The sequence below is a fragment of the Mycobacterium sp. 94-17 genome, assembly GCF_035617725.1.
GTDB lineage: Bacteria > Actinomycetota > Actinomycetes > Mycobacteriales > Mycobacteriaceae > Mycobacterium.
Map to the genome: position 1 here is coordinate 17766 of NZ_JAPIYN010000017.1, position 19044 is coordinate 36809.

General features: G+C 63.6%; 18 protein-coding genes and 2 pseudogenes. 9 read left to right on the top strand and 11 right to left on the bottom strand.

All coding sequences use genetic code 11. From position 1 onward, the window contains the following. Positions 1 to 16 precede the first annotated feature (16 nt). The 3 genes and pseudogenes from OQ789_RS18780 to OQ789_RS18790 form a co-directional block, all read right to left on the bottom strand. Positions 17 to 919, bottom strand: a pseudogene (locus OQ789_RS18780) (lytic transglycosylase domain-containing protein); the annotation flags it as partial. A 194-nt stretch (positions 920 to 1113) separates the two neighbouring features. After that, positions 1114 to 2178 carry an alpha/beta hydrolase gene (locus tag OQ789_RS18785; RefSeq protein WP_324687600.1) on the bottom strand — a complete coding sequence of 355 codons (1065 nt, stop codon included), beginning with the start codon at positions 2176 to 2178 and terminating at the stop codon, positions 1114 to 1116. A 213-nt stretch (positions 2179 to 2391) separates the two neighbouring features. Further along, the gene (locus tag OQ789_RS18790; protein ID WP_324687601.1) at positions 2392 to 2715 is read right to left on the bottom strand and encodes a hypothetical protein; all 324 of its coding nucleotides are present in this window, start codon (positions 2713 to 2715) and stop codon (positions 2392 to 2394) included. 916 nt (positions 2716 to 3631) lie between these two features. On the opposite strand from OQ789_RS18790, the gene OQ789_RS18795 reads away from it, so the two are divergent. Then, positions 3632 to 4273, top strand: a complete 642-nt coding sequence (locus OQ789_RS18795; RefSeq protein WP_324687602.1) for a TetR/AcrR family transcriptional regulator — start codon at positions 3632 to 3634, stop codon at positions 4271 to 4273. 33 nt (positions 4274 to 4306) lie between these two features. On the opposite strand, the gene OQ789_RS18800 is transcribed toward OQ789_RS18795, so the two are convergent. Both OQ789_RS18800 and OQ789_RS18805 read right to left on the bottom strand, forming a co-directional pair. Next, positions 4307 to 5464, bottom strand: coding sequence for a zinc-binding dehydrogenase (locus OQ789_RS18800; protein ID WP_324687603.1), 1158 nt, complete (start codon positions 5462 to 5464; stop codon positions 4307 to 4309). 208 nt (positions 5465 to 5672) lie between these two features. Next, positions 5673 to 6665: an acryloyl-CoA reductase gene (locus OQ789_RS18805; RefSeq protein WP_324687604.1), complete on the bottom strand. Its 993-nt coding sequence runs from the start codon at positions 6663 to 6665 to the stop codon at positions 5673 to 5675. A gap of 473 nt (positions 6666 to 7138) precedes the next feature. On the opposite strand from OQ789_RS18805, the gene OQ789_RS18810 reads away from it, so the two are divergent. From OQ789_RS18810 to OQ789_RS18820, 3 genes are all read left to right on the top strand, one after another. Next, positions 7139 to 7657 (top strand): hypothetical protein, encoded by a 519-nt coding sequence (locus OQ789_RS18810; RefSeq protein WP_324687606.1) that lies wholly within the window; start codon positions 7139 to 7141, stop codon positions 7655 to 7657. 43 nt (positions 7658 to 7700) lie between these two features. Further along, positions 7701 to 8048 (top strand): hypothetical protein, encoded by a 348-nt coding sequence (locus tag OQ789_RS18815; protein WP_324687607.1) that lies wholly within the window; start codon positions 7701 to 7703, stop codon positions 8046 to 8048. A 156-nt stretch (positions 8049 to 8204) separates the two neighbouring features. Beyond that, complete coding sequence (locus OQ789_RS18820) at positions 8205 to 9548, top strand: flavin monoamine oxidase family protein (protein ID WP_324687608.1); 1344 nt, start codon at positions 8205 to 8207, stop codon at positions 9546 to 9548. Between the two features lie 276 nt (positions 9549 to 9824). Here the strand turns inward: OQ789_RS18820 and OQ789_RS18825 are convergent. From OQ789_RS18825 to OQ789_RS18840, 4 genes and pseudogenes are all read right to left on the bottom strand, one after another. Next, positions 9825 to 10570, bottom strand: a pseudogene (locus tag OQ789_RS18825) (glucose 1-dehydrogenase). Between the two features lie 189 nt (positions 10571 to 10759). Continuing rightward, the gene (locus OQ789_RS18830) at positions 10760 to 11287 is read right to left on the bottom strand and encodes a hypothetical protein (protein WP_324687609.1); all 528 of its coding nucleotides are present in this window, start codon (positions 11285 to 11287) and stop codon (positions 10760 to 10762) included. A gap of 82 nt (positions 11288 to 11369) precedes the next feature. Then, complete coding sequence (locus OQ789_RS18835; protein ID WP_324687610.1) at positions 11370 to 12575, bottom strand: acyl-CoA dehydrogenase family protein; 1206 nt, start codon at positions 12573 to 12575, stop codon at positions 11370 to 11372. Continuing rightward, complete coding sequence (locus OQ789_RS18840) at positions 12568 to 13755, bottom strand: acyl-CoA dehydrogenase family protein (RefSeq protein ID WP_324687611.1); 1188 nt, start codon at positions 13753 to 13755, stop codon at positions 12568 to 12570. Before OQ789_RS18840 ends, OQ789_RS18835 begins: the two co-directional genes overlap by 8 nt. Positions 13756 to 14032: 277 nt before the next feature. Between OQ789_RS18840 and OQ789_RS18845 the strand changes: the two genes are divergently transcribed. The 5 genes from OQ789_RS18845 (at position 14033) to OQ789_RS18865 (ending at position 17678) form a co-directional block, all read left to right on the top strand. Next, positions 14033 to 14572 (top strand): VOC family protein, encoded by a 540-nt coding sequence (locus OQ789_RS18845; protein ID WP_324687612.1) that lies wholly within the window; start codon positions 14033 to 14035, stop codon positions 14570 to 14572. 108 nt (positions 14573 to 14680) lie between these two features. Next, complete coding sequence (locus OQ789_RS18850) at positions 14681 to 15712, top strand: NADP-dependent oxidoreductase (RefSeq protein WP_324687613.1); 1032 nt, start codon at positions 14681 to 14683, stop codon at positions 15710 to 15712. 39 nt (positions 15713 to 15751) lie between these two features. After that, positions 15752 to 16726, top strand: coding sequence for an SDR family oxidoreductase (locus OQ789_RS18855; RefSeq protein ID WP_324687614.1), 975 nt, complete (start codon positions 15752 to 15754; stop codon positions 16724 to 16726). Positions 16727 to 16790: 64 nt separating this feature from the next. Beyond that, positions 16791 to 17084: a putative quinol monooxygenase gene (locus OQ789_RS18860; RefSeq protein WP_324687615.1), complete on the top strand. Its 294-nt coding sequence runs from the start codon at positions 16791 to 16793 to the stop codon at positions 17082 to 17084. Between the two features lie 57 nt (positions 17085 to 17141). Beyond that, a complete protein-coding gene (locus tag OQ789_RS18865) occupies positions 17142 to 17678 on the top strand; it encodes a flavin reductase family protein (RefSeq protein ID WP_324687616.1) in 537 nt (178 codons plus the stop codon). Between the two features lie 4 nt (positions 17679 to 17682). Here the strand turns inward: OQ789_RS18865 and OQ789_RS18870 are convergent, their stop codons facing one another. Together OQ789_RS18870 and OQ789_RS18875 are read right to left on the bottom strand one after the other, a co-directional pair. Next, positions 17683 to 18450 carry an SDR family NAD(P)-dependent oxidoreductase gene (locus OQ789_RS18870; RefSeq protein WP_324687618.1) on the bottom strand — a complete coding sequence of 256 codons (768 nt, stop codon included), beginning with the start codon at positions 18448 to 18450 and terminating at the stop codon, positions 17683 to 17685. Positions 18451 to 18601: 151 nt separating this feature from the next. After that, positions 18602 to 18940 (bottom strand): NIPSNAP family protein, encoded by a 339-nt coding sequence (locus OQ789_RS18875; protein WP_324687619.1) that lies wholly within the window; start codon positions 18938 to 18940, stop codon positions 18602 to 18604. Between the last annotated feature and the right edge of the window lie 104 nt (positions 18941 to 19044).

The following is a 19044-nucleotide window of genomic DNA, read 5'->3' on the forward strand; positions in this document are numbered from 1 at the left end:
TCGGAGTCACTCAGGGTGGGCCGAAGTTGATCAGGGGCATCTTGGCCAGTGGGTCGGCCGACGGCAAGCCGTAGATATTGAGCGGGAGCCCCGGCCCAATGCCCTCTGGATTCTCCAAATGCACATCACCGAGCGGCGGCGCAGGCCCGGTCGGCGCCGGTAGGTCGACCGGCACCACGCCGGTGGCATACGCCGCTGCCCAGCCCAGCACGTATTGGGCGTACGGCATGGAATTGTTGTAGCGCAGGATGGCCGACAGTGCCTGCTGCTGGTCCCGCAGGTTCAGCCCGCCGCTGCACAGATACCGAGCGGCGGCCAGAGTGGAGTCGTAGAGGTTCTGCGGATCGGCCACCCCGTCGCTGGCGGAAGCGTAGCGCGCCCAGGTGCCGGGCAGGAATTGCATCGGTCCCATCGCGCGGGCATAGGTGACTCGTCCGCCGACATTGCTTTCGATGATGACCTCGTTTCCGGCCAGCGTGCCGTCCAGCGTCGGGCCGTAGATAGGCGGTACGGCTGTGCCGCGGGCGTCCGTCGTACCGCCGTTGGCATGCATCGACTCGATGCGCCCGATACCGGCCAACAGATTCCAGCCGATCCCACACGCGGGATCGGAGGCCGCCATCATCTGTTCGGCATGGCGGTAGGCGGATAGCGCAATCGGTGGGATGCCCAGTGCATCAGGAGATTTCACCACCATGGTCAGCGTCGGGATTGGCGCAGTGGGCACCTCGATGTGGAAGCTGGCCGGTGGACGGTTGACCGCAATTACGGCGGGGCCGCGTGGGTCACTATCGAAGGCCATAAGGGCGGCCAGCGACGTGATGGCGGTACTGCGCACCGTCGTTGCGGGCGTGGGGAACCGGGAGGCGGTGGCCGCGCCGACCGCAGTGGCGAATACCAGGGGAGCGATCACCGCAATGCTTAACGCCGAACTCCACGCCGCGCGGACTCCTCTCTGGCGCGACGTCGGTGGCGACAGGCGACTCGGCGGCGAAGCGACTGAGGCAGCAGACGATCTGCACACCAAAGCCGGTCGCTTGGCGTGAGGTATTCGACGATGACGCGCCATCTTGTTGCGCCTCCTTTCCGCGCACGCCGCAACCAGCGCCGATGTCAGTTGTGATGGGCCCCTTGGGGCAGGGCCTCGGCACGTGCGCGATGCAGCGGTCGCACGATGCGATTGCCCACCGGCCGCTGAACGTCGTGCTGGGACGTGATGCACCGTGGTGTCACCGCACGGATGTACGCGCCGATCTGTTGCAGGGAGCGGACGGCCTCGGGCACCAGCGGGGTGGTGAGCTGAAAGTCGTGCATCTGACCCGGCCAGATCCGCACCTCGGTCGGCACGCCTACCGCGGTCAGCCTGGCGGCGGCCAGTTGCGCGTCGTGCAGTAGCGCCTCCGAACCGGAAACGTGGATCAATGTCTGCGGCAGGCCGGGTTCGATGTGATCGAGCGGCTCGTAAAGCTCTTCGGCCTCGCCGTCGAAGGTGTGTTTGGCGGTGGCGCCGGCGACCAGCGCGATCAGCGCGTCGAAAGCTTTTGGCGGGAACATCGCATCGGTCTTGATGTTGGGATGTGCCTGTTTGGGTTCCTTGGCCAGCTGCAGCAACGGCGACATCGCGACCAGCGCCGCCGGCTCTTCGCCGTCGGCTTGCAGCCGCTGCGCCAGTGTCAGTGCAAGGTAGCCACCTGCGGAATCACCGGCCAGCACGATCTGCTCCGGCTCGTAGCCGCCTTGGCGCAGCCAGCGGTAGGCGTCGTGGCAGTCATCGAGGGCCATGCCGACCGAATGTTGGGGGATCAGACGGTAATTGACCACCAGCACAGGTGCGTCGGCGTATCGCGAGATCGCGCTGACCACCCGGCTGTGTGAGTTCGTTCCGCAGGACAAGAAGGCGCCGCCGTGCAAGTAGAGAACTATCCGCCCGCTGCCGTCGGCCGGCAGTACGCCGGGGGCCCGGACCAGCTGCGCGGTTGCGTTGGGCAATGTCACCGTCGCCCTGATAGCTCTTGGCGCGGGAAGAATTGCGGCGCAGGCGTATTCGAGAATGCCGAATGGCCAGGGGAGATGGGGCATCGTGCTGCCCAGTGCCAGAGCCGGCTTGATTGTCAGCCGCGATATCAGTGCCGCCATCCGTCCGGCCATGCTGGGCCCGGCATCGTCTTGTGTCTCCACGCAAACGTCGTCGTGGCGCCAGCGACACTCCGCGGCGCTGTGGCGACTCGAGCGAAAATCTCCGATGATCGCACGACTGCGGACACCATCGACGGGTGTCGAGGCGAGGTTCATTGCAAACCCTCGTGTCCGCTCGCCGCGCTTGCAGTAGTCAACGGCGCGGTGTCAGACGATTCAGTGTCGATCACGACATGCCCCCTATTGCCGCGTTCCTCATTGGTTCGCCGCCCTGATGTACAGGCCGGCGATGAGTTCGAGCCACTGACGGACATCTTGTTGGGTAGGCAGTTGAATGCGGCGCGGGAATAGGTTGGCCTGCGACCGTTCGACGGCGTCGACGATCCTCTTGGTGACGTACATCAGCCAGTAGGAACAGTCGACAGGTTTGAACGCACCGCAGATCTCTACTCGGTCATCCCCGAAGACGCTTATCCGCCGACCGCCGTCGTGGTCAATGGTGGTGACCACGGTCGGCAGTCCTGAGTTTGCAGTGACTGCAGTCGGCTTGGCTTCTTGTGTGTTCGACACTGTGATCACGCTTCCTCCCTTGGTGTTTCACTCGGCCGGCGAGTCGGAGTTGAGCCCCTCATACGGGCCGCGTATTCTGACGAGCTCCCACGGACAAACCATCCGAGACGTGCCCATGGCCGTCTGCACTTGAATGAGCATGGTGCCTACGTCGGTGACCGTCCCGACATGTAGACCTTCGCGAACCTTGTCGCCGATGCAGAATCGCATTCTTGCTGCCCTCCAAGGCTTCCCATGCGTGCTATCACCAGCATTAGCAGGGATGGGACCCGTCACGACCATCACCGTCCGTAATCGAGTCGTGGGACGGTCAATTCATGGCGCCTGTACCAGCGGAGGGTGTCTCTCCCGTCGCGCCAATAGACCTTGTACCTGATGGCGTCTGTGTCAACGATGACGCCGGCACCGCATCGATGATCAGACCGTGACAGCACGGTATCGCCGGCTACCGGGATACGCGGATCGCGTCCGGTAATCATGGCCGGGGCCGCCGGCTTTGATAGCGAATCTCGGCGACGAAGCGACGCCCATCGTCGTCAAACACTTCCCATGAAAATGGACCGCGCCATTGTGTGGTTCCCAGTGCATGGACGGTACGGCGCGCATCTTGCTCGCAACGGATATTTGCGAGCCGCCGCCCGTCACTGGTGATAAGGGTCCACATCGCTACCGCCGCAGGCCGTCGTTGTCGGAGGGGCGCCGTCTATCGAAGGCGTTCGCAAGTGACCGATTGTCATGGTGGCGGCTCCCTTCGCCGATGAATCGATGAACCCATGATGTAACGGGTGACGTTTTACGTTATTTGTCAGCCTATTCCTCGGAAAAGACGAAAGTCAAGGTCAAAGTCGCATAGATCTGCTGACAGGTCGTGACGCATATACGTGGATTGTCACGCGCGGTCATGAGTATTTAGTACGATGAGCGCATGCCTCGAGGAGCCCGTAACCAGTCGACTGCACCTGCGGCAGCGAGGGACGATCCACGCGACCGGATTCTGGCCGGCGCCGAGCGCTGTATCGTGCGCCACGGCGTTCGAAAGACCACGATGGAAGACATTGCCTCCGAGGTGGGCATGTCAAGGCCGGGTGTCTACCGCTATTTCAGCGATCGCGACGACCTGCTCATCGAGCTGATCACTCGGCACGGAGCGATGCTGCGCGATCGCGCACACAAAGTCATGTCCCGACAGAACGGTCTTCAGGACCAGATCGTCGAGGGGCTTCTGTATGCGGCGAGCGAGTCCATCCTCGATCCCGTGTTGCGACATATCGTCGACCCGGAGAGCTCCGGCCTCGGTCAGCGAGTCATCGAATCGCGGAATTCGGAGCTGCTGTCCGCCGAATTCTTTGATCCTTTCCTTGACGTCGCTTACGTCAACAATGAACTGCCACGTGACCTGCCACGGTCGGACGTCTATCTCTGGTTGACCAGCGTCGGATTGATGCTGATGCGAGGGCTCAAGCATGGTGAGGTCGACCCGGCGCGCTATCGGTCCATATTGCGCCGTTTTGTCGCCCCGGCTTTCGCCGGCCCAAAAAGTAGACCGTCAGCCAAGCGATCGACATAAAACTCGTAGCGGTTCAGGGTATTTGAAGGCCCGTCAGGGAGTCGCGGCTGGACTGGCGGGATCGATCAGAATCTTGGCGTGTTCGGCGTTACCGAGGGCCGCGAAGGCGGCATCCACACCAGCCAGTCCGACGGTTCCGGTGATGAGGGGCGCCGCGTCGACTGTTCCGTCAGCGAGCATGTGCAGCGTGTCGCGGAATTCGCCGGGGTCATAGCCGGTGGAGAAGCGAAGGTCGATCTCTTTGTTGATGGCCATTGCGGGGCGGAAGCTGTCAGGTTCGAGGCACGCGCCCGCCACGATGATTCGACTCATCATGGGAACGGTCGCCAACAGGTTGTCGATCATGCCCGGCACGCCAACGCACTCGAAGATGACCGGGCCCGAAGGGCCCATCTCCAGCTTCTGCGCCGCACGAAAGGCTTGCCACCAAGGCAAATTCGGGATCCGGCGCAACTTCTCCATCGTGTCGAACCCGAGGTTCAGCAGGTCCGGGACATTGTTGAGCCGATTCGGCCGGGGCGACGACGAGAACGGATCCGCGTTGCGCGGATCGACCACCACGTCAGCACCCAAGCGGGTGGCCAACTCCCGGCGCCGCGGAGAGAAGTCGGATGCGACCACGGTCCGCACGCGGGCCGCCTTCAGCATCGCGATCACGGCCAGCCCGATCGGCCCGCAGCCGATGACGTAGGCATTCTGCTTCTTGCTGATTCGGCTGCGGCGCACCGCATGCCAGGCGACCGCCATCGGTTCGGTCAGCGTCGCGTCCGCGGCCGGCAATCCGTTTGGCACCTCGAAGGTCATCGATTCCTGGACGACGATCTGTTCGGCATACCCGCCGGGCACCTGTGTAGAGGCCCCGATGAACTGGATGTCGCGCCCGTCGCGACAGATGGGCATCGCCACCACCGGGGTGCCTGGTTTCCAGCGGCGCCGCGTGTCGGGCCCGTATTCGACGACCTCGCCGCAGAATTCGTGGCCGAAGACGACTTCGTCCATGTGCCGGGGCATCTGATCATAACCGACGGTCGCGGCCATATCGGCAAGCTGGTCAGTGTGCACGCGCGCGTGCAGATCCGAGCCACATATCCCGCACCGGGTTACGTTGATCAGTACCTGGCCCGGTCTCGGCCGAGGATTAGGTATTTCAGTGACTTCCAGCGCACCAGCACAACATACGACTGCCTTCATGTTCCCACCGTAGTGTCGATCGGCCTATTGAATACCCCGCAATAAGGTGGCATTTCGACACTTGCGGGGTTGGCGGCTCTCGGTCAGTCGGTTGCCCTGTCCGAGAGCTCCCGTCGTACCCACCGTCCGAGCCCTGATGGTCCGGCCGTCGTCTCGCCGCCGTCGACGATCAAGATCTGGCCGGTGGCGTCGTTGTTGGCCATGTCGCCTACAGTCGGACGATCGTCCGGCCTTTGACACCGCCGCCGAGGATGTTTGCGGTGACTGCGGGGATCGCGTCAAGGCCAATCTCATGAGAGATGCTGTCCGCCAAATTCTTTGGCTTGAGGTCAGCTCCGAGGCGCTTCCAGACGGCGACACGCACGTGCGCCGGGCACTGAACGGAGTCGATCCCCAGCAGGTTGACGCCCCGCAGGATGAATGGCAACACGGTGGTGTTCACCGCGAAACCGCCGGTGAGCCCACAGGTCGCGACCGAGCCGCCGTAACGCGTAGTCCGCAGCAGGTAAGCGGTTGTGTCTGCACCCACCGGGTCCACAGCTCCAGCCCAGAGCTCGGCCTCCAGCGGGCTGTTGCTTTGCGCTGAGACTTCTTCGCGACCGAGGATCTTGCTGGCGCCCAGCTGTTGGAGGTACTCGTGCTCCGACTCCTTGCCGGTGCTCGCGGCGACCTCGTAGCCGAGTCCTGCGAGCATATTCACCGCTGTGCTGCCCACGCCGCCGGTGGCGCCCGTTACGAGCACGGGGCCGTCTCCTGGCTTCAGGCCGTTCTGCTCGAGTCGTTGGATCGACAGCGCAGCGGTGAAGCCGGCGGTGCCCAGCGCCATCGCCTCCTTCAATGTGAGGCCCGCAGGGAGCGGCTCGAGCCAATCACTGGACAGGCGTGCGTACTCGGCGTAGCCGCCGAATTGCGCTATTCCCAGGTCGCGGCCGATCGCGAGTACTTCCTGGCCGGCGGTGAAGCGCGGGTCGCTCGACTCGACAACCGTGCCCGCGAGGTCGATGCCCGGCACCATCGGGTACGACGCCACCACGGGGCTCTCCGGTAGGCAGGCGAGGCCATCCTTGTAGTTGACGCTCGAGTACTGCACGCGCACGGTGACGTCGCCAGCAGGCAGGTCATCGAGCGTGAGCTGCTGCACTCCGGCACGGAACCCGCCGTCATCCTTGTTCAAGACGAACGCGCCAAAAGAATCGGACATGACACCCTCCTAGATCGGGCGCCCGGCGACAACGGCTGCGGAGGCCGCAGCGAGTGTGGTCTCGGGCATTCGCTTTCTTCACTGGTTACTGCAATGGAGACCGGATCGATCACCGATGGACGCGCCACCTAGCATCTGAAACCCACACGGACGGCACCTTGCGCGACACCGGGGCAAGCCACAGGCGATAGATTGATCTAGTAGACCGAGCCTAATCATTGTGCCGCGACCTCGTCAACAGTGGGCCATTGCCCTGGCATGTGACCAAACCCCGTACGCCGGTTGCGTGTGGGACCGTTGACTACACGAGGAGATTGTGACTAGGCTCATGGCCCTAGATCAATCTATCTAATGGCGATGTCGCGTGAATCCCCATCGCCGCTGTCGAGTAGGACAGCGGCGATGGGCGCGCCCCAGGTTGGCGATAGATGCGATCTCAGCCCGGTGACGGATCAAAGGAGACCCTGCAGGCGATGGAAGAAATGACCAAGAACGAAATGGAAGAAATTCTGCTCGCGCACGAGAAGGGCGAGCTGGAAGAAGACCTCGATGCCACGATGGCCACCCTGGTTGACAACCCACACTACGAGCTTCCGACCCTGGGATTTGCATTCGACGGATACGACGCTGTCCGCGAGGCCTACAGCCGCATCATGCCCGGCACCCGGAAGCGGAATGTGGCAGCCAAGATGCGAGTGCATGCCATCGACAGCAACACGCTGGTCCGTGAGGCGCACGTGTCGTTCACGAAATCTAACGGCGAGCGGGTGACCGGCAACTACATCGTCGTGATGTCGTTCGATCCCGCGCAGAAGCTGATTTCTGGCGAGCGGATGTACATGGACACCAACTTCGCCGAGATGATGAGCGAGAACCTCGGTCCAGACTTCGCCGAGGTGCCCGGCGTCACAAAGCTCAGTGACGTGGCTCCAATGATCGACCGGCACGACGCGTACGAAGTGGCCGAGCGTAAGGGAATCACCATCAACTAGCTTTGCTTTCGCCGAAACATGCCGTAGCGGTGAGGCATTTGCAATGAACACTGTCTTCTCGCGGTGGCCCCCGGCCATCGGGGCCACCGGCCATCGGGGCCACCGCGAGAGTCGCCGTCGGCGGTGTTCTCTGTCCGGGGCGAGCCTGACGCTCGCGTCCGGTGAGCTGTTCCGCATTGGTGGCGGGCGTTTCAATCGCTATGGCATCTACGGCAACAAGGGCATCGAGAACGCCAATCTGACTGCGGAGTTCGTTGCTGACCGGTTCGCTGAAAGCCGCGATATGAGCGATTCGGAAATTGTGTCCGACGCCGCGTATGACATGGCGCGCTTCAACGCCACACTTGCATCTGATTGGCAGAAAGACCTCACGTCGGACTGGTGCAAATAGTTCCAGGGATCGATGGGACCACGCTGATGAACTCCGGATTCTGTTACGGCGCATGCCCCATCGGGATGACGGTCGCCACCACGGCCGCTACGGCACGCACGGCTACGTCAGGATGTAACTGATGTTGGTGGCTGCGGGTGTGGAAGAGGGTGCCGAATGAGCGATCTTGACGTGATCGTTGTGGGTGCCGGGCTGTCCGGCTTGACTGCGGCCTCGGACATCGCGAGTGCCGGGCTCTCCGTCGGAGTGATCGAGGCGCGTGACCGGATCGGTGGCCGGATATACACCATCTCAGATGATTTCGGTCACCCCGTCGAGTTCGGCGCCGAGTTCGTCGGACCTCATCAGACGGCGATCCTTGAACTCGCCGACCGGTACGGCCTTCGACTCCAGCCGACATTCGACGTCGGGATCCACATCGGCAGTTTCGGCCGGGGGGAGCGGCGGTGGACCGGCGATCGGCCCGCGTTGAGCGTTGGGGGCCTTCTCGGCACGGGAGCCGGTATCGGACTCTTGAATGCACTGTCTCGCACCGTCGATCCTGCAGCGCCGTGGTCGGGGCGACTCGCGGGATATCTGGACGGGCGGTCGGTAGCACAGTTTCTGGACCGGCTGCCGCGCGAATCCGTCGGACTGCTGGGCGTGGCGATGCGGTCCATCTTCGCCACCGACATCGACAGGTTGTCTCTGCTGCATGCGGTGATGTGCATTCGGTCGGCCGGCGGCTTCCGTCGCTACCTGCGAACAAATGGGTCACAGCAGCTGCGGTTCGTCGACGGCGCCTGCGCGCTGTGTGAACGACTGGCCGCGACCTTGCCCTCACCGCCGATCTTGAACGCACCTGTCTCGGCTGTGGCGCAGGGCGATTCAGGTGTAGAGGTCGTAACGGACGATGACACGCTACGCGCTGCCGGGGTCGTCGTCGCTCTACCGCCACCGCATGCGGCCGCACTCAGATTTGACCCGCCGCTTTCTGAGGGCCGCCGGCGCCACCTGGCGGCTGCGAACCCCGGGACGGTCCTGAAGTATCACCTCGCCTACCCCAGGCCGTTCTGGCGCGGTGCCGGTCTCAGCGGCAAGAGCATATCCAACGACGATCTGGTCAATGCGACTTTCGACTTCTCCACCGACGATCAAGGGGTCCTGGTGGCCTTCGTCGTCGGGGCGCAAGCACGTCGTCTGCTGGGCCGGTCTGTTCCCGAGCGGCTCGACGCGGTGCTCGCCGACCTGTCCCACCGCTTCGGCCCCGAGGCGGCCCACCCGACCCACGCTCGTATCCACGTCTGGAACGAGGACCAATGGTCACCTGGCTGTTTCGGAGCGTTCCACAGCCCTGGCACCTGGACGTCGAACCGGGCGGTTCCGTCACACCCACAAGGCCGGATCCATTTCGCGGGAACCGAGACGGCTAGCTGCTTCTACGGTTCGATGGAGGGTGCGGTGACAGCCGGCCACCGCGCCGCCACCGAAATCATTGCCGCACAACGGAAGAGACGGTGACCGTGCCGTCGGCTCACCGTCGCGCGTTTCCACCGCGACGCCTCCTGCACTCGGTTTGTGGATACACCCGCACAGGAGTACCTCGAACGGGTCGACGCCTTCATCGACCGCGGGGTCGCCCCGGGCAGAGTCACGTTATGAGCGGCAGCGGCGCGACCGCCCGCGGGCCGTTCCACCGCACCACAGCCTCACGCGCGAAATCGGATAGCCGAAGAAGGATTTATTTCCTAGTGATGAGGAAGCCAGGTCGGACAGATGACCAACAACGGTGCGGCGTCAGGGAACGATTCCTCCGGTCGCCAGCACCAATTGTCCGGTGATCCACCGCGCGTCCGACGATGCCAGCAACGAGACCGCGTCGGCGATGTCGGCCGGCTGCCCGATGCGGCCCAGTGGTGTCCGGGCGATCAAGGCATCGTCCTGCTCTTTGGTGTTCGTCCCGATCAAGTCCGTGGCGGTGAAACCCACGCCGATCGCGTTGACAGTGATGTTCCGCGGCCCGAGCTCGGCGGCAAGCGCGCGGGTCGCGGCCTCAAGCCCTGCTTTGGTCGCCACGTAAACGGTGCTCCATGGGAGCGGATAGACGGTGACGCACGAGCTGATGTTGATGATGCGGCCCCCGTCGGCCGGAAGCAGCGGCGCTGCAACCTGTATGGCGGCAATCGGCCCGAGGACATTGACCGCGAATGCCGGCGCGTGAACTCTTCGGTGATGTCCGCGAGGGGTTCTCTGCCCACGGTTTGTACCGCGTTGTTGACCAGGATGTCGAGGCGTCCGAACTCCGTGGCTGCCTTCTCAACGAGCATTTGCGCTTGCGACCAGTCACCCATGTCGGCCTGGATAGCGATCGCCCTACCCCCCGCCTGCTGAATACGTTCTACTACTGCCTGTGCTTTGTCCACGGACGCAACATAATTCACCACGACGGTCGCCCCATCGGCCGCCAACCGCTCCGCGGTTGCCGCACCGATGCCGCGCGACGATCCGGTAACGATCGCAACTTTGCCTTCCAGATCCGCCATCCGAACACCCTTCTCTTACATTGACAAAAATTCTGTGCGGAACAAATTTCGCGACAGTTGTTGCAGTCATTCGCGGCTCCACCGGATTCGAGCGGCCGCAGTGCTCGAGGCGGGGCACGTCGAACGGCTAAGAGATCATTGCGATCCCGCGTGCAGTTCATGTCCATCGGGGATAAGGGTCGTGAGAAGTTATCTTTCCTTGTGCGGACCGATGGTCAGCCCCTCCGATTCGGCCCACGCAAAGGCGTCGTGCTTGGCGATGATCGGCAACCTATCCGCGGTCCGGGACACGCCGGGCACCTCTCCGAAGTCGGGGCCTAGTTGTTCAGACATCATCTGCCCGAAGAGGGGATCCATGTACATGCGCTCACCCGAGATGAGTTTCAGTTCAGGATCAAAGGCCAGCACCACCAGGTACAGGCCACTGACCCGTTGGCCCTCGAGGTTGTTGAAGGACATGACGGCCTCGCGCAGCAGCGTGTTCTCGGCGATCGCGTGTATCCGCTTCTCAGCGGCGACATCACGATGGTCGACCGGCAGGATTCGGCGGTACATCTCACGTACCGCCGCCTGTCCGTCGATGATCCATCCGAGCGCGGAGAGCTCGTAGTGCGGATCGGGCACCACCGTGGCCATCGTGGCGTCGATATCCTGTTCCAGCTCAGCGATTTCGTGAGCCAGCAGCACATCTTCCATTTCCTTGAGTGTCAAACTCATATGACGCGCCCTCTCGGTGATATTGCTGCATCGCTTTGCGGTTGTGTCGGCGGTTGAATCGAGGGCCGCAGGGCGGGAGTCGTCACCGGCCTGCGGCCCTCGTAATTCCTCCGGCCGCGACCGTGATTTCGTAATCGCTTGTGGCGGTGTCGAGCACGAGTTCGGCGATCCGGGACCGGTGCTCCTCGACACTGCCGAGGAGGGCGGCGTCGGTGAAGGCGCGCTTGAAGTACAAGTGCGCCTGGTGTTCCCACGTGAAGCCGATGCCGCCGTGCACCTGGACGGTATCCATCGCTATGCGGCTGAAGGCGGCCGAGCAGGCCGCCTGCGCTATCGACGCTACAAGCGCTGGATCGTCAGTGCCGTCCTGCAGTGCCCACGCGCCGTAGTAAGCCGCGGAGCGAGCGTGCTCCTGATCGACCAGCATGTCAGCGAGCCGGTGTTTGACAGCCTGGAACGATCCGATGGGTCGGCCGAACTGCAGCCGTTCCTTGGCGTACGAAACGCTCAGGTCGAGCAGGTGCTGGGCGCCACCCACCTGTTCGGCGGCCAGCAGCACCGCGCCGACGTCCAGTGCGTGCTGGCAGATGCGGGCCGCCGCCTCCGGGCCGGCGAGTAGCCGCGCCGCGGCGTCGGTGAGCGTGACGGTGGCCTGCGGCCGGGTCAGGTCCATCGTGGACAGCGCGGCGCGTTCTATCCCTGACCCTGCGGCGTCGATGACCAACAGCGCCAACCCATCCGGTACGGTCGCGGCGACGACCAGGTCGTCCGCGGCGCCCGCGTCGACGACGCGCTCGACGGTTCCGGAGACCGTCCACGTGTCGCCCGATCCGGTGGCCCGCATGGTCACGGCATCGACGGCGAGGCGCCCTGCCTGTTCCGGGACGGCGAAGGCGGCGGTCCGGATGCCGGCGACGAGTGGCCCCAGGGTCTCGGTGCGCACCGGTGTGTCCGGCGCGGCGACCAGCGCGGGAATCGACAATGCGAGGGTGCCGAAGACGGGCCCGCAGAACACGGCGGCGCCCAGCTCCTCGACGGCAATCGCGGCGTCGACGAGGCCGCCGCCTGAGCCATCGAGCTCCTCGGGTACACCGAGTCCGAGCACACCGAGCTCGGATCCGAGCCGCCACCATGCCTTTTGGTCGAACGGGGGAGTGGACTCCATCAGCCGCCGCACGGTGGACTCGTCGGAGTGCGCGGCGCAGAAGCGGCGCACCGCAGTGCGCAACTCCTGCTGCTCCGGCGTGAAGACGAATTGTGCGCTTGGGATTGAGCTTTGGTCAGCCACGGGGCACCTCACGCCAGGGTCCGGCGTCGGCACGCAGATCGCCAGGCAGGCCCAGGATCCGTTCGCCGAGAACGTTTCGCAGCACCTCGGAGGTGCCGCCCTCGATGGTGTTGGCGCGTGAGCGCAGAAATCGCTGCTGCACCGGCCCTTGGTCCTCATCGGGGCTGGCGGCACGCATGGTGTAGTCGCCGTAGAGAAGACCCTCCGGTCCGAGCACGTCCATGCAGAACTCGTAGATCTGCTGGTTCAGTTCGGCGCCGACGAGCTTGTCGATCGACCTCTCTGGGCCGGGGCCGCGGACGGTCGCGGTGGCGCGGGCGCGCTCCGAAGTCAGCCGCTGTGCCTCCGAACGCAACCAAAGTTGGGCGAGGCGATCGCGTCGCACCGGGGTGTGGCGGTCTGGGCGCTGGGCCCACAGCGCGACGGCATCGGCGATCGTGCCGCCGCCGCGATGGGCGCCGCTGGCGCCGATCGAGTTGCGCTCGTTCATCAGCGTCGTCATGGCGACCTGCCAGCCGGCGCCGACCGCACCCAGCCGGTGCGCGTCCGGGATCCGGACGTCGTTGAGGTAGACCTCGTTGAACTCGGCGTGGCCGGTCATCTGGCGCAGCGGCCGGGTTTCGACGCCCAATGCGCGCATGTCGACGACGAAGTAGGTGAGGCCCTTGTGCTTTGGCACGTTCGGGTCGGTGCGGGCAAGCAGCAGTGCCCAGCCTGCGCGGTGCGCCAGGGTGGTCCACACCTTCTGCCCGTTCACCACCCAGTCGTTACCGTCACGGACGGCCGAGGTGGATAGCCCCGCGAGATCGGACCCGGCACCGGGCTCGGAAAACAACTGGCACCAGATTTCCTCCGTGGTCGCGAGTGGGCGCAGCCACTCGCGCTTGAGCTGGTCGGTCTGCGCGTGCTCGCAGACTGTCGGCGCGGCCATGCCATAACCGATGAGATTCAGGGTGTACGGGGCGGGGATGCCGGCGCGCTGCAGGATCGCGTCCGCCACGGCCTGGTGGCCGCGCGAGACTCCCAGTCCGCCAAAGCCTTCGGGAAAGTGCACCCAGGACAGGCCGGCGTCGAACCAGGCCCCGAGGAATTCGGTAATGGAAACGGATCGGGGGTCGTGGTCCTGTACGACCCCGCGCGCCGCTTGCGCTACTTGCGCAGATTCGCCTTCAGTGCTCAACTTCAGCTCCAGTGATCACGGCTCGCTTGCGAGACGATCGCATTGCGCTCCCGTCGTCGTCGGCAACAAGTGATCGGACGATCCGGTGCCGCCCACACCCCGCGGACAACGGGCGGCGCTGGGACCACACGAGCGCGGTCCGGAAAATCGGGCTGGCATTAGATAGAACGATCTAATACCCTAAGCTATCGGGATGCGTCCCGTCATGTCAATGTGGGTCCAGGTACGGCAGGACGTCGTGAGGGGTTGCGCGCGTGAATACACGGAAGGCGAGTAAGTGCTGGTAGCAAAGCAATACAACCAGATAGCCTGGGTTGTAGATGATCTCGACGCGGCCGTCCAATATTGGCTGCAGACAGCCCGGATCGGTCCGTTTTTCGTTGGCGCGCATGTCGGTGGGATCTTCACCGAAGCGTCTCATCGGGGCAGCCCGGCCGAATTGGACATCAGCTGCGCGATCGCCCAGGCGGGTCCGGTTCAGATTGAGCTCATCAAGCAACACGATTCAGCTCCGTCGCCGTACCGTGACGTCTTCGCAGAAGGCGAGGGCGGCCTGCACCATATCTGCAGCTTCGTCGATGATATTGACGCCGAATGCCGCAACTATCAGGAGCACGGTTTCGAGGTGGTGATGAGGGGAGTGGTTGCGGGCCAGACGCCGGTTGCCTACGTCGATACTCGGCCGATGATCGGTTGCATGAGCGAGCTGATGGAGCGGCGTGGTCTCGCGGTGGAGATGTTCGCCGCCAGCGCGGCGGCCGCAGCCGACTGGGACGGTACCGATCCCATCCGCGACCTGGCGACACTGATGTCTTGAGGCTCAACTCCGCCGCGTATTTCGACGCGACAACGCCTCGGGTCGCACGCGCGGCATGACTTCTCCTCGCGTTGTTCCGCTCAACCCTTGGACGAAAAAGCATGTGACATGGCTGGGATGAATCCGGCATGGGTGCTCAAGCACCGACCCGATCATGAGGTCCAGAGCACAGACCTCGAGTTGGTCGAATCGCCCATCGCGCACCTCTTGCACGATCAGATCTTGGTGAAGAACATCTATCTGTCGTTGGATCCGACCAACCGAATATGGATGAGCAGCCGCGATCAGTATCTACCGCCGGTAGGCATCGGTGAGGTCATGCGCGGAGTAACGGTCGGTGTCGTGCAGGACAGCACTTCGTCTCGTTTCCAGCCAGGCGATACCGTCCTTCTCGGGCAGGGCGGCTGGCAGCTGTACACCATTTCTGATGCTGCGACGGCGACCCGCATCCGGCAGCGGCACCACATCCCGCTCACCGCCTCGCTGTCGGTCTTGGGTGCGACTGGCCTCACCGCGTACTGCGGTCTCCTTGACATCTGCCGTCCCAATCCCGGTGAGACGCTTGTCGTCTCGGCGGCCGCCGGTGCTGTCGGATCAATTGTCGGCCAGATCGCGATCAAGGGTTGTCGGGTGATCGGGATCGCCGGCGGCCCTGACAAGTGTCGGTGGATCGTAGATGACCTGGGATTTGACGGTGCAATCGACTACAAGTCCTCGGATGTCGGAGATGAACTCGACCGGCTCTGTCCTGAAGGGGTGGACATGAACTTCGAGAATGTGGGCGGGCCGATCATGGATGCCGTCTTCTCCAGGTTGAACCGAAACGGTCGAATGGCGTTGTGCGGCATGATCTCGTCGTACAACACGGAGGGACCCATGGCCGGCCCGACAGACTTTGGCCGTGTGCTCATGAACCGGTTGACGATTCAGGGCTTCGTCGTGCTCGACCACTTTTCGCGGGCTCGCGAAGCCTACGCCGACCTTGCCACCTGGATCGGCTCCGGACAGTTGCGCTGGAGAGATCGCGTCGTGCACGGTTTGGACAGCGCGCCGGAGGCGATGAACAGGCTCTTCTGCGGGGATCACGACGGCAAGCTCATCGTGCAGATCGCGGATGAAGCCCCGCTTGAGGCCCGCTAGGGCGCCATAGCGCGAAATCGACTCGACTCGCCGAGGGCCGTGTGGCTGGCCCGAAAACTGTCCGCTGATTTCCGCGTCAACCGTTTGATAAATCTGACACAATTTCATGTCAGATTGGGTTATGGTGTCTGTATGACAACGAATTGGCCAGCAGGACAGGCGGCTTTCGTGACGGGCGCGGCGTCGGGAATGGGACTCGGGATGGCCCGCGCGCTCGTCGCCGCGGGCGCCAAAGTGGCGCTCGCCGATATCGACGCCACCAGGTTGGCGAAGGTCGAAAAGGAGTTGACCGATACCGGCGGCACCGTGCTCGCTGTGCCACTCGACGTCACCGACGCCGACCAATGGGCGGCCGCGGCCGATCGCGCCGAAGAGGTCCTCGGCCCGATCTCGATCCTGTGCAACAACGCGGGCGCCAACGGTGGAGGGGAGCTCGACAAGACGCCACTGGAAGTCTGGCGCTGGGTCTACAAGATCAATGTCGAAGGGCAGTTCATCGGCTTGGCGACCTTCCTGCCGCGTTTCAAGAGGCGCGGCGGCCGCGCCCATATCGTCAACACCGCGTCAATGGCCGGGATCGTGCCAATGGTCCGCGTCGGCGCCTACTCGTCGGCGAAGTTCGCCAGCTTCGGTCTGTCGATGGTGCTGCGCAGTGAACTCGAGGGCACCGACATCGGTGTCTCGGTGCTGTGCCCCGGAACGGTGAACACCCGCATCAGCGAGAGTTCTGGCGAAGGCGAAGCGAAATTGCTCGGCGTAGAAGTGAACACCGCTGCGGTCGAAGGCAACAACGCCCTACTGGCACGGGGTGCCGACCCCAACCGCGTCGGTGAGCAGGTTGTCGAAGCCATTCAGAAAGGGCAGTTCCTGATCATCACGCATGGCGACTGGCTGCCGCTCGTCGAAGCCGTGCACACCGAAATCCAAACCACATTCCATGAATTCGACAATCGCCACGGCCCCGACATCACCGCCAAAATTCTGGCCGGGGGCATCAGCCCGGTCACCACATAGATAACGGGCGAAGGGCCAGCGCACATGGACGATGCGGGGTCAAGCTAGAACGATAGAGAGTGGAATGACCGTCCAGGCCATCATGGAACTCACAATCAAGGAAGGTCGCTACGACGACATCCGTGACTTCATGGTGAAGATCATCCCGGAAACCCGTCCCTACAAAGGTTGTGTGTGCATCGAATTCGTTCGGAACCAGGACAACCCCGCACATCTGCTGGTGATGGAGAAGTGGAATAGCCGTGAGGACTATGAGAACTACTTCACCTGGCGGATGGAATCCGGGATCATGGAGACGATCGCCGACATGATCGAGGGTGAGCCGAAACTGCAATTCTTCGATCCGGTCGGACTGTGAACTCGGGTCTACTGGGCGAGTGATGTTCTCGCCATGGCAATTTCGGAGGGCTGACAAATGATCGCTTTCAAGTCGCCTGCCGCCGAACCAGACCTGCTGCGTCGGGCATTCGGATGCTTCCCGTCCGGGGTCACCGCCGTGTGCGCGATGGTCGATGACGCTCCGGTGGGTATGGCCGCCAGCTCGTTCACGTCAGTGTCGCTCGAACCTCCACTGGTCTCGGTGTGCTTTCAGGCATCGTCGACTACGTGGCAGCGGCTGCGTGAGCGGCCCCGCTTGGGGATCAGCGTGCTGGCGCAGGGCCAAGACAAGATCTGCATGAGCCTTGCCCAGAAGGCCACTGAACGCTTCGCCGATGTCGCTTGGGACCACGCTTCCGGGGGTGCCGTGTTCATACTTGGCGCCACCGCGTGGCTGGAGTGCTCCCTACACGGTGAGATTCCGGCCGGCGACCATGCCGTCGCACTGCTGGAAATCCAAGGCCTGCAGGCCAATCCCAAGTCCGCTCCGCTCGTCTTCCACGGCAGCCAATTCCGCCGACTCGCGGGCATCGCGTTCGAAGCGGACGTGGCCGACTTCGCCAACAACGAGTAGATCCCTAGAAGATCGAGTATCCGCCGTCGATGACGATCTCGTCACCGGTGTGGAACCCGCCGACGCCGCCGGCAAGGTACACGGCGATCCGTGCGAAATCGTCGGGTGCGCCCCAACGGCGCTGTGGCATTCGCTTCATGACGTTTTCTTCGAACGTCGGGTTTCCGAACTCTCGCGACACCAAGGGCGTCTCGGTCCAGCCGACCACCATCGAATGTGCGTTGATCCCATACCGCGCCAGTTCCACGGCGCACCCCTTGATCATCGCGGTCAATCCGGCCTTGCTCGCCGCGTAGGCCTGACCGCGGGGGGTTCCGTGGTGAGCCGAAACGCTCGACGTTCCTACCAGCACGCCCCCGCCGCCGCGCGCGATCATGTGCCTCGCCGCGCTGCGCAGGGTAAGGAATGCTCCATCCAGATTCACCCTGGTGACCTCTTGAAAATCAACGAGACTCGTGTCGACGAACGCAATATCGGGGGCCCGCACTCCCGCGTTCGCGAAGCAGGAGTCGACCCTTCCGAAGTGCTCCACTGTCTCCGCGAAGCTCGCGGTCACCGCGCGCTCGTCGCCTACGTCGCACCGGATCGCCCGCACCCGTGTGCCGTGCTTCGCGAGCTCCTGGCCCGCGGCCTCGTTGCGCTCGGCGTTGGTGCCCCAGATGCATACGTCGGCGCCACTTTGGGCGAGTCCGTGTGCCATGCCGAGCCCGATCCCGGAGTTGGCTCCGGTGATCAGAGCGACGTGTCCGGTGAGGTCGAAGAGCGAAGGCAAGCGTTGTCCTCGGGGTCGTCCTAGCCAGGCGGAAGGGTGTCGAGATTGTGGGCGCGCGCAGGAGCCTCCTCCGGCACCGATCGGCCCACAGGGTGATGACCGCTGGGAACCGCGTGAAAGCCCCAGCCGCGGTGAAGCTTTCACGTGCACATCAGCGCAGTTTCGAGAATTCGGTGGGTTCGATGAACACGGACGTTGCGCCGGCCGTGACCTGCTCGCCGCTAGACCTCGCCGCAGTCCATTCGGGATCCGCCCAAAAGTCCTCCCACGATTTCTTGGCGGCTTCCCTGCTCGCATGGGCCACGACGTAGATGAGGGTGTCGGTGCGCTTGCCCTCGTCGTCGGTTTGCACCCAGAAGCCGATGTTGGTCATACCGTGCTTCTCGAACAGCGCCGCGGCATGATCCCCGATGCGACTCACGAGCGCGTCGATTTTGCCCGGCACTGCCTCGTACGTACGGAGTTCGAAGATGCGGGTATCTGAGGCCATTAGATCAATCTATCATATGGTTGGCCAGCCCGGAGGAGACGATGAACTTTCCGGGGTCGACCCGGGCCGCATGATTGGGCGTAGCGCTTTTTGTGGGATCCAGA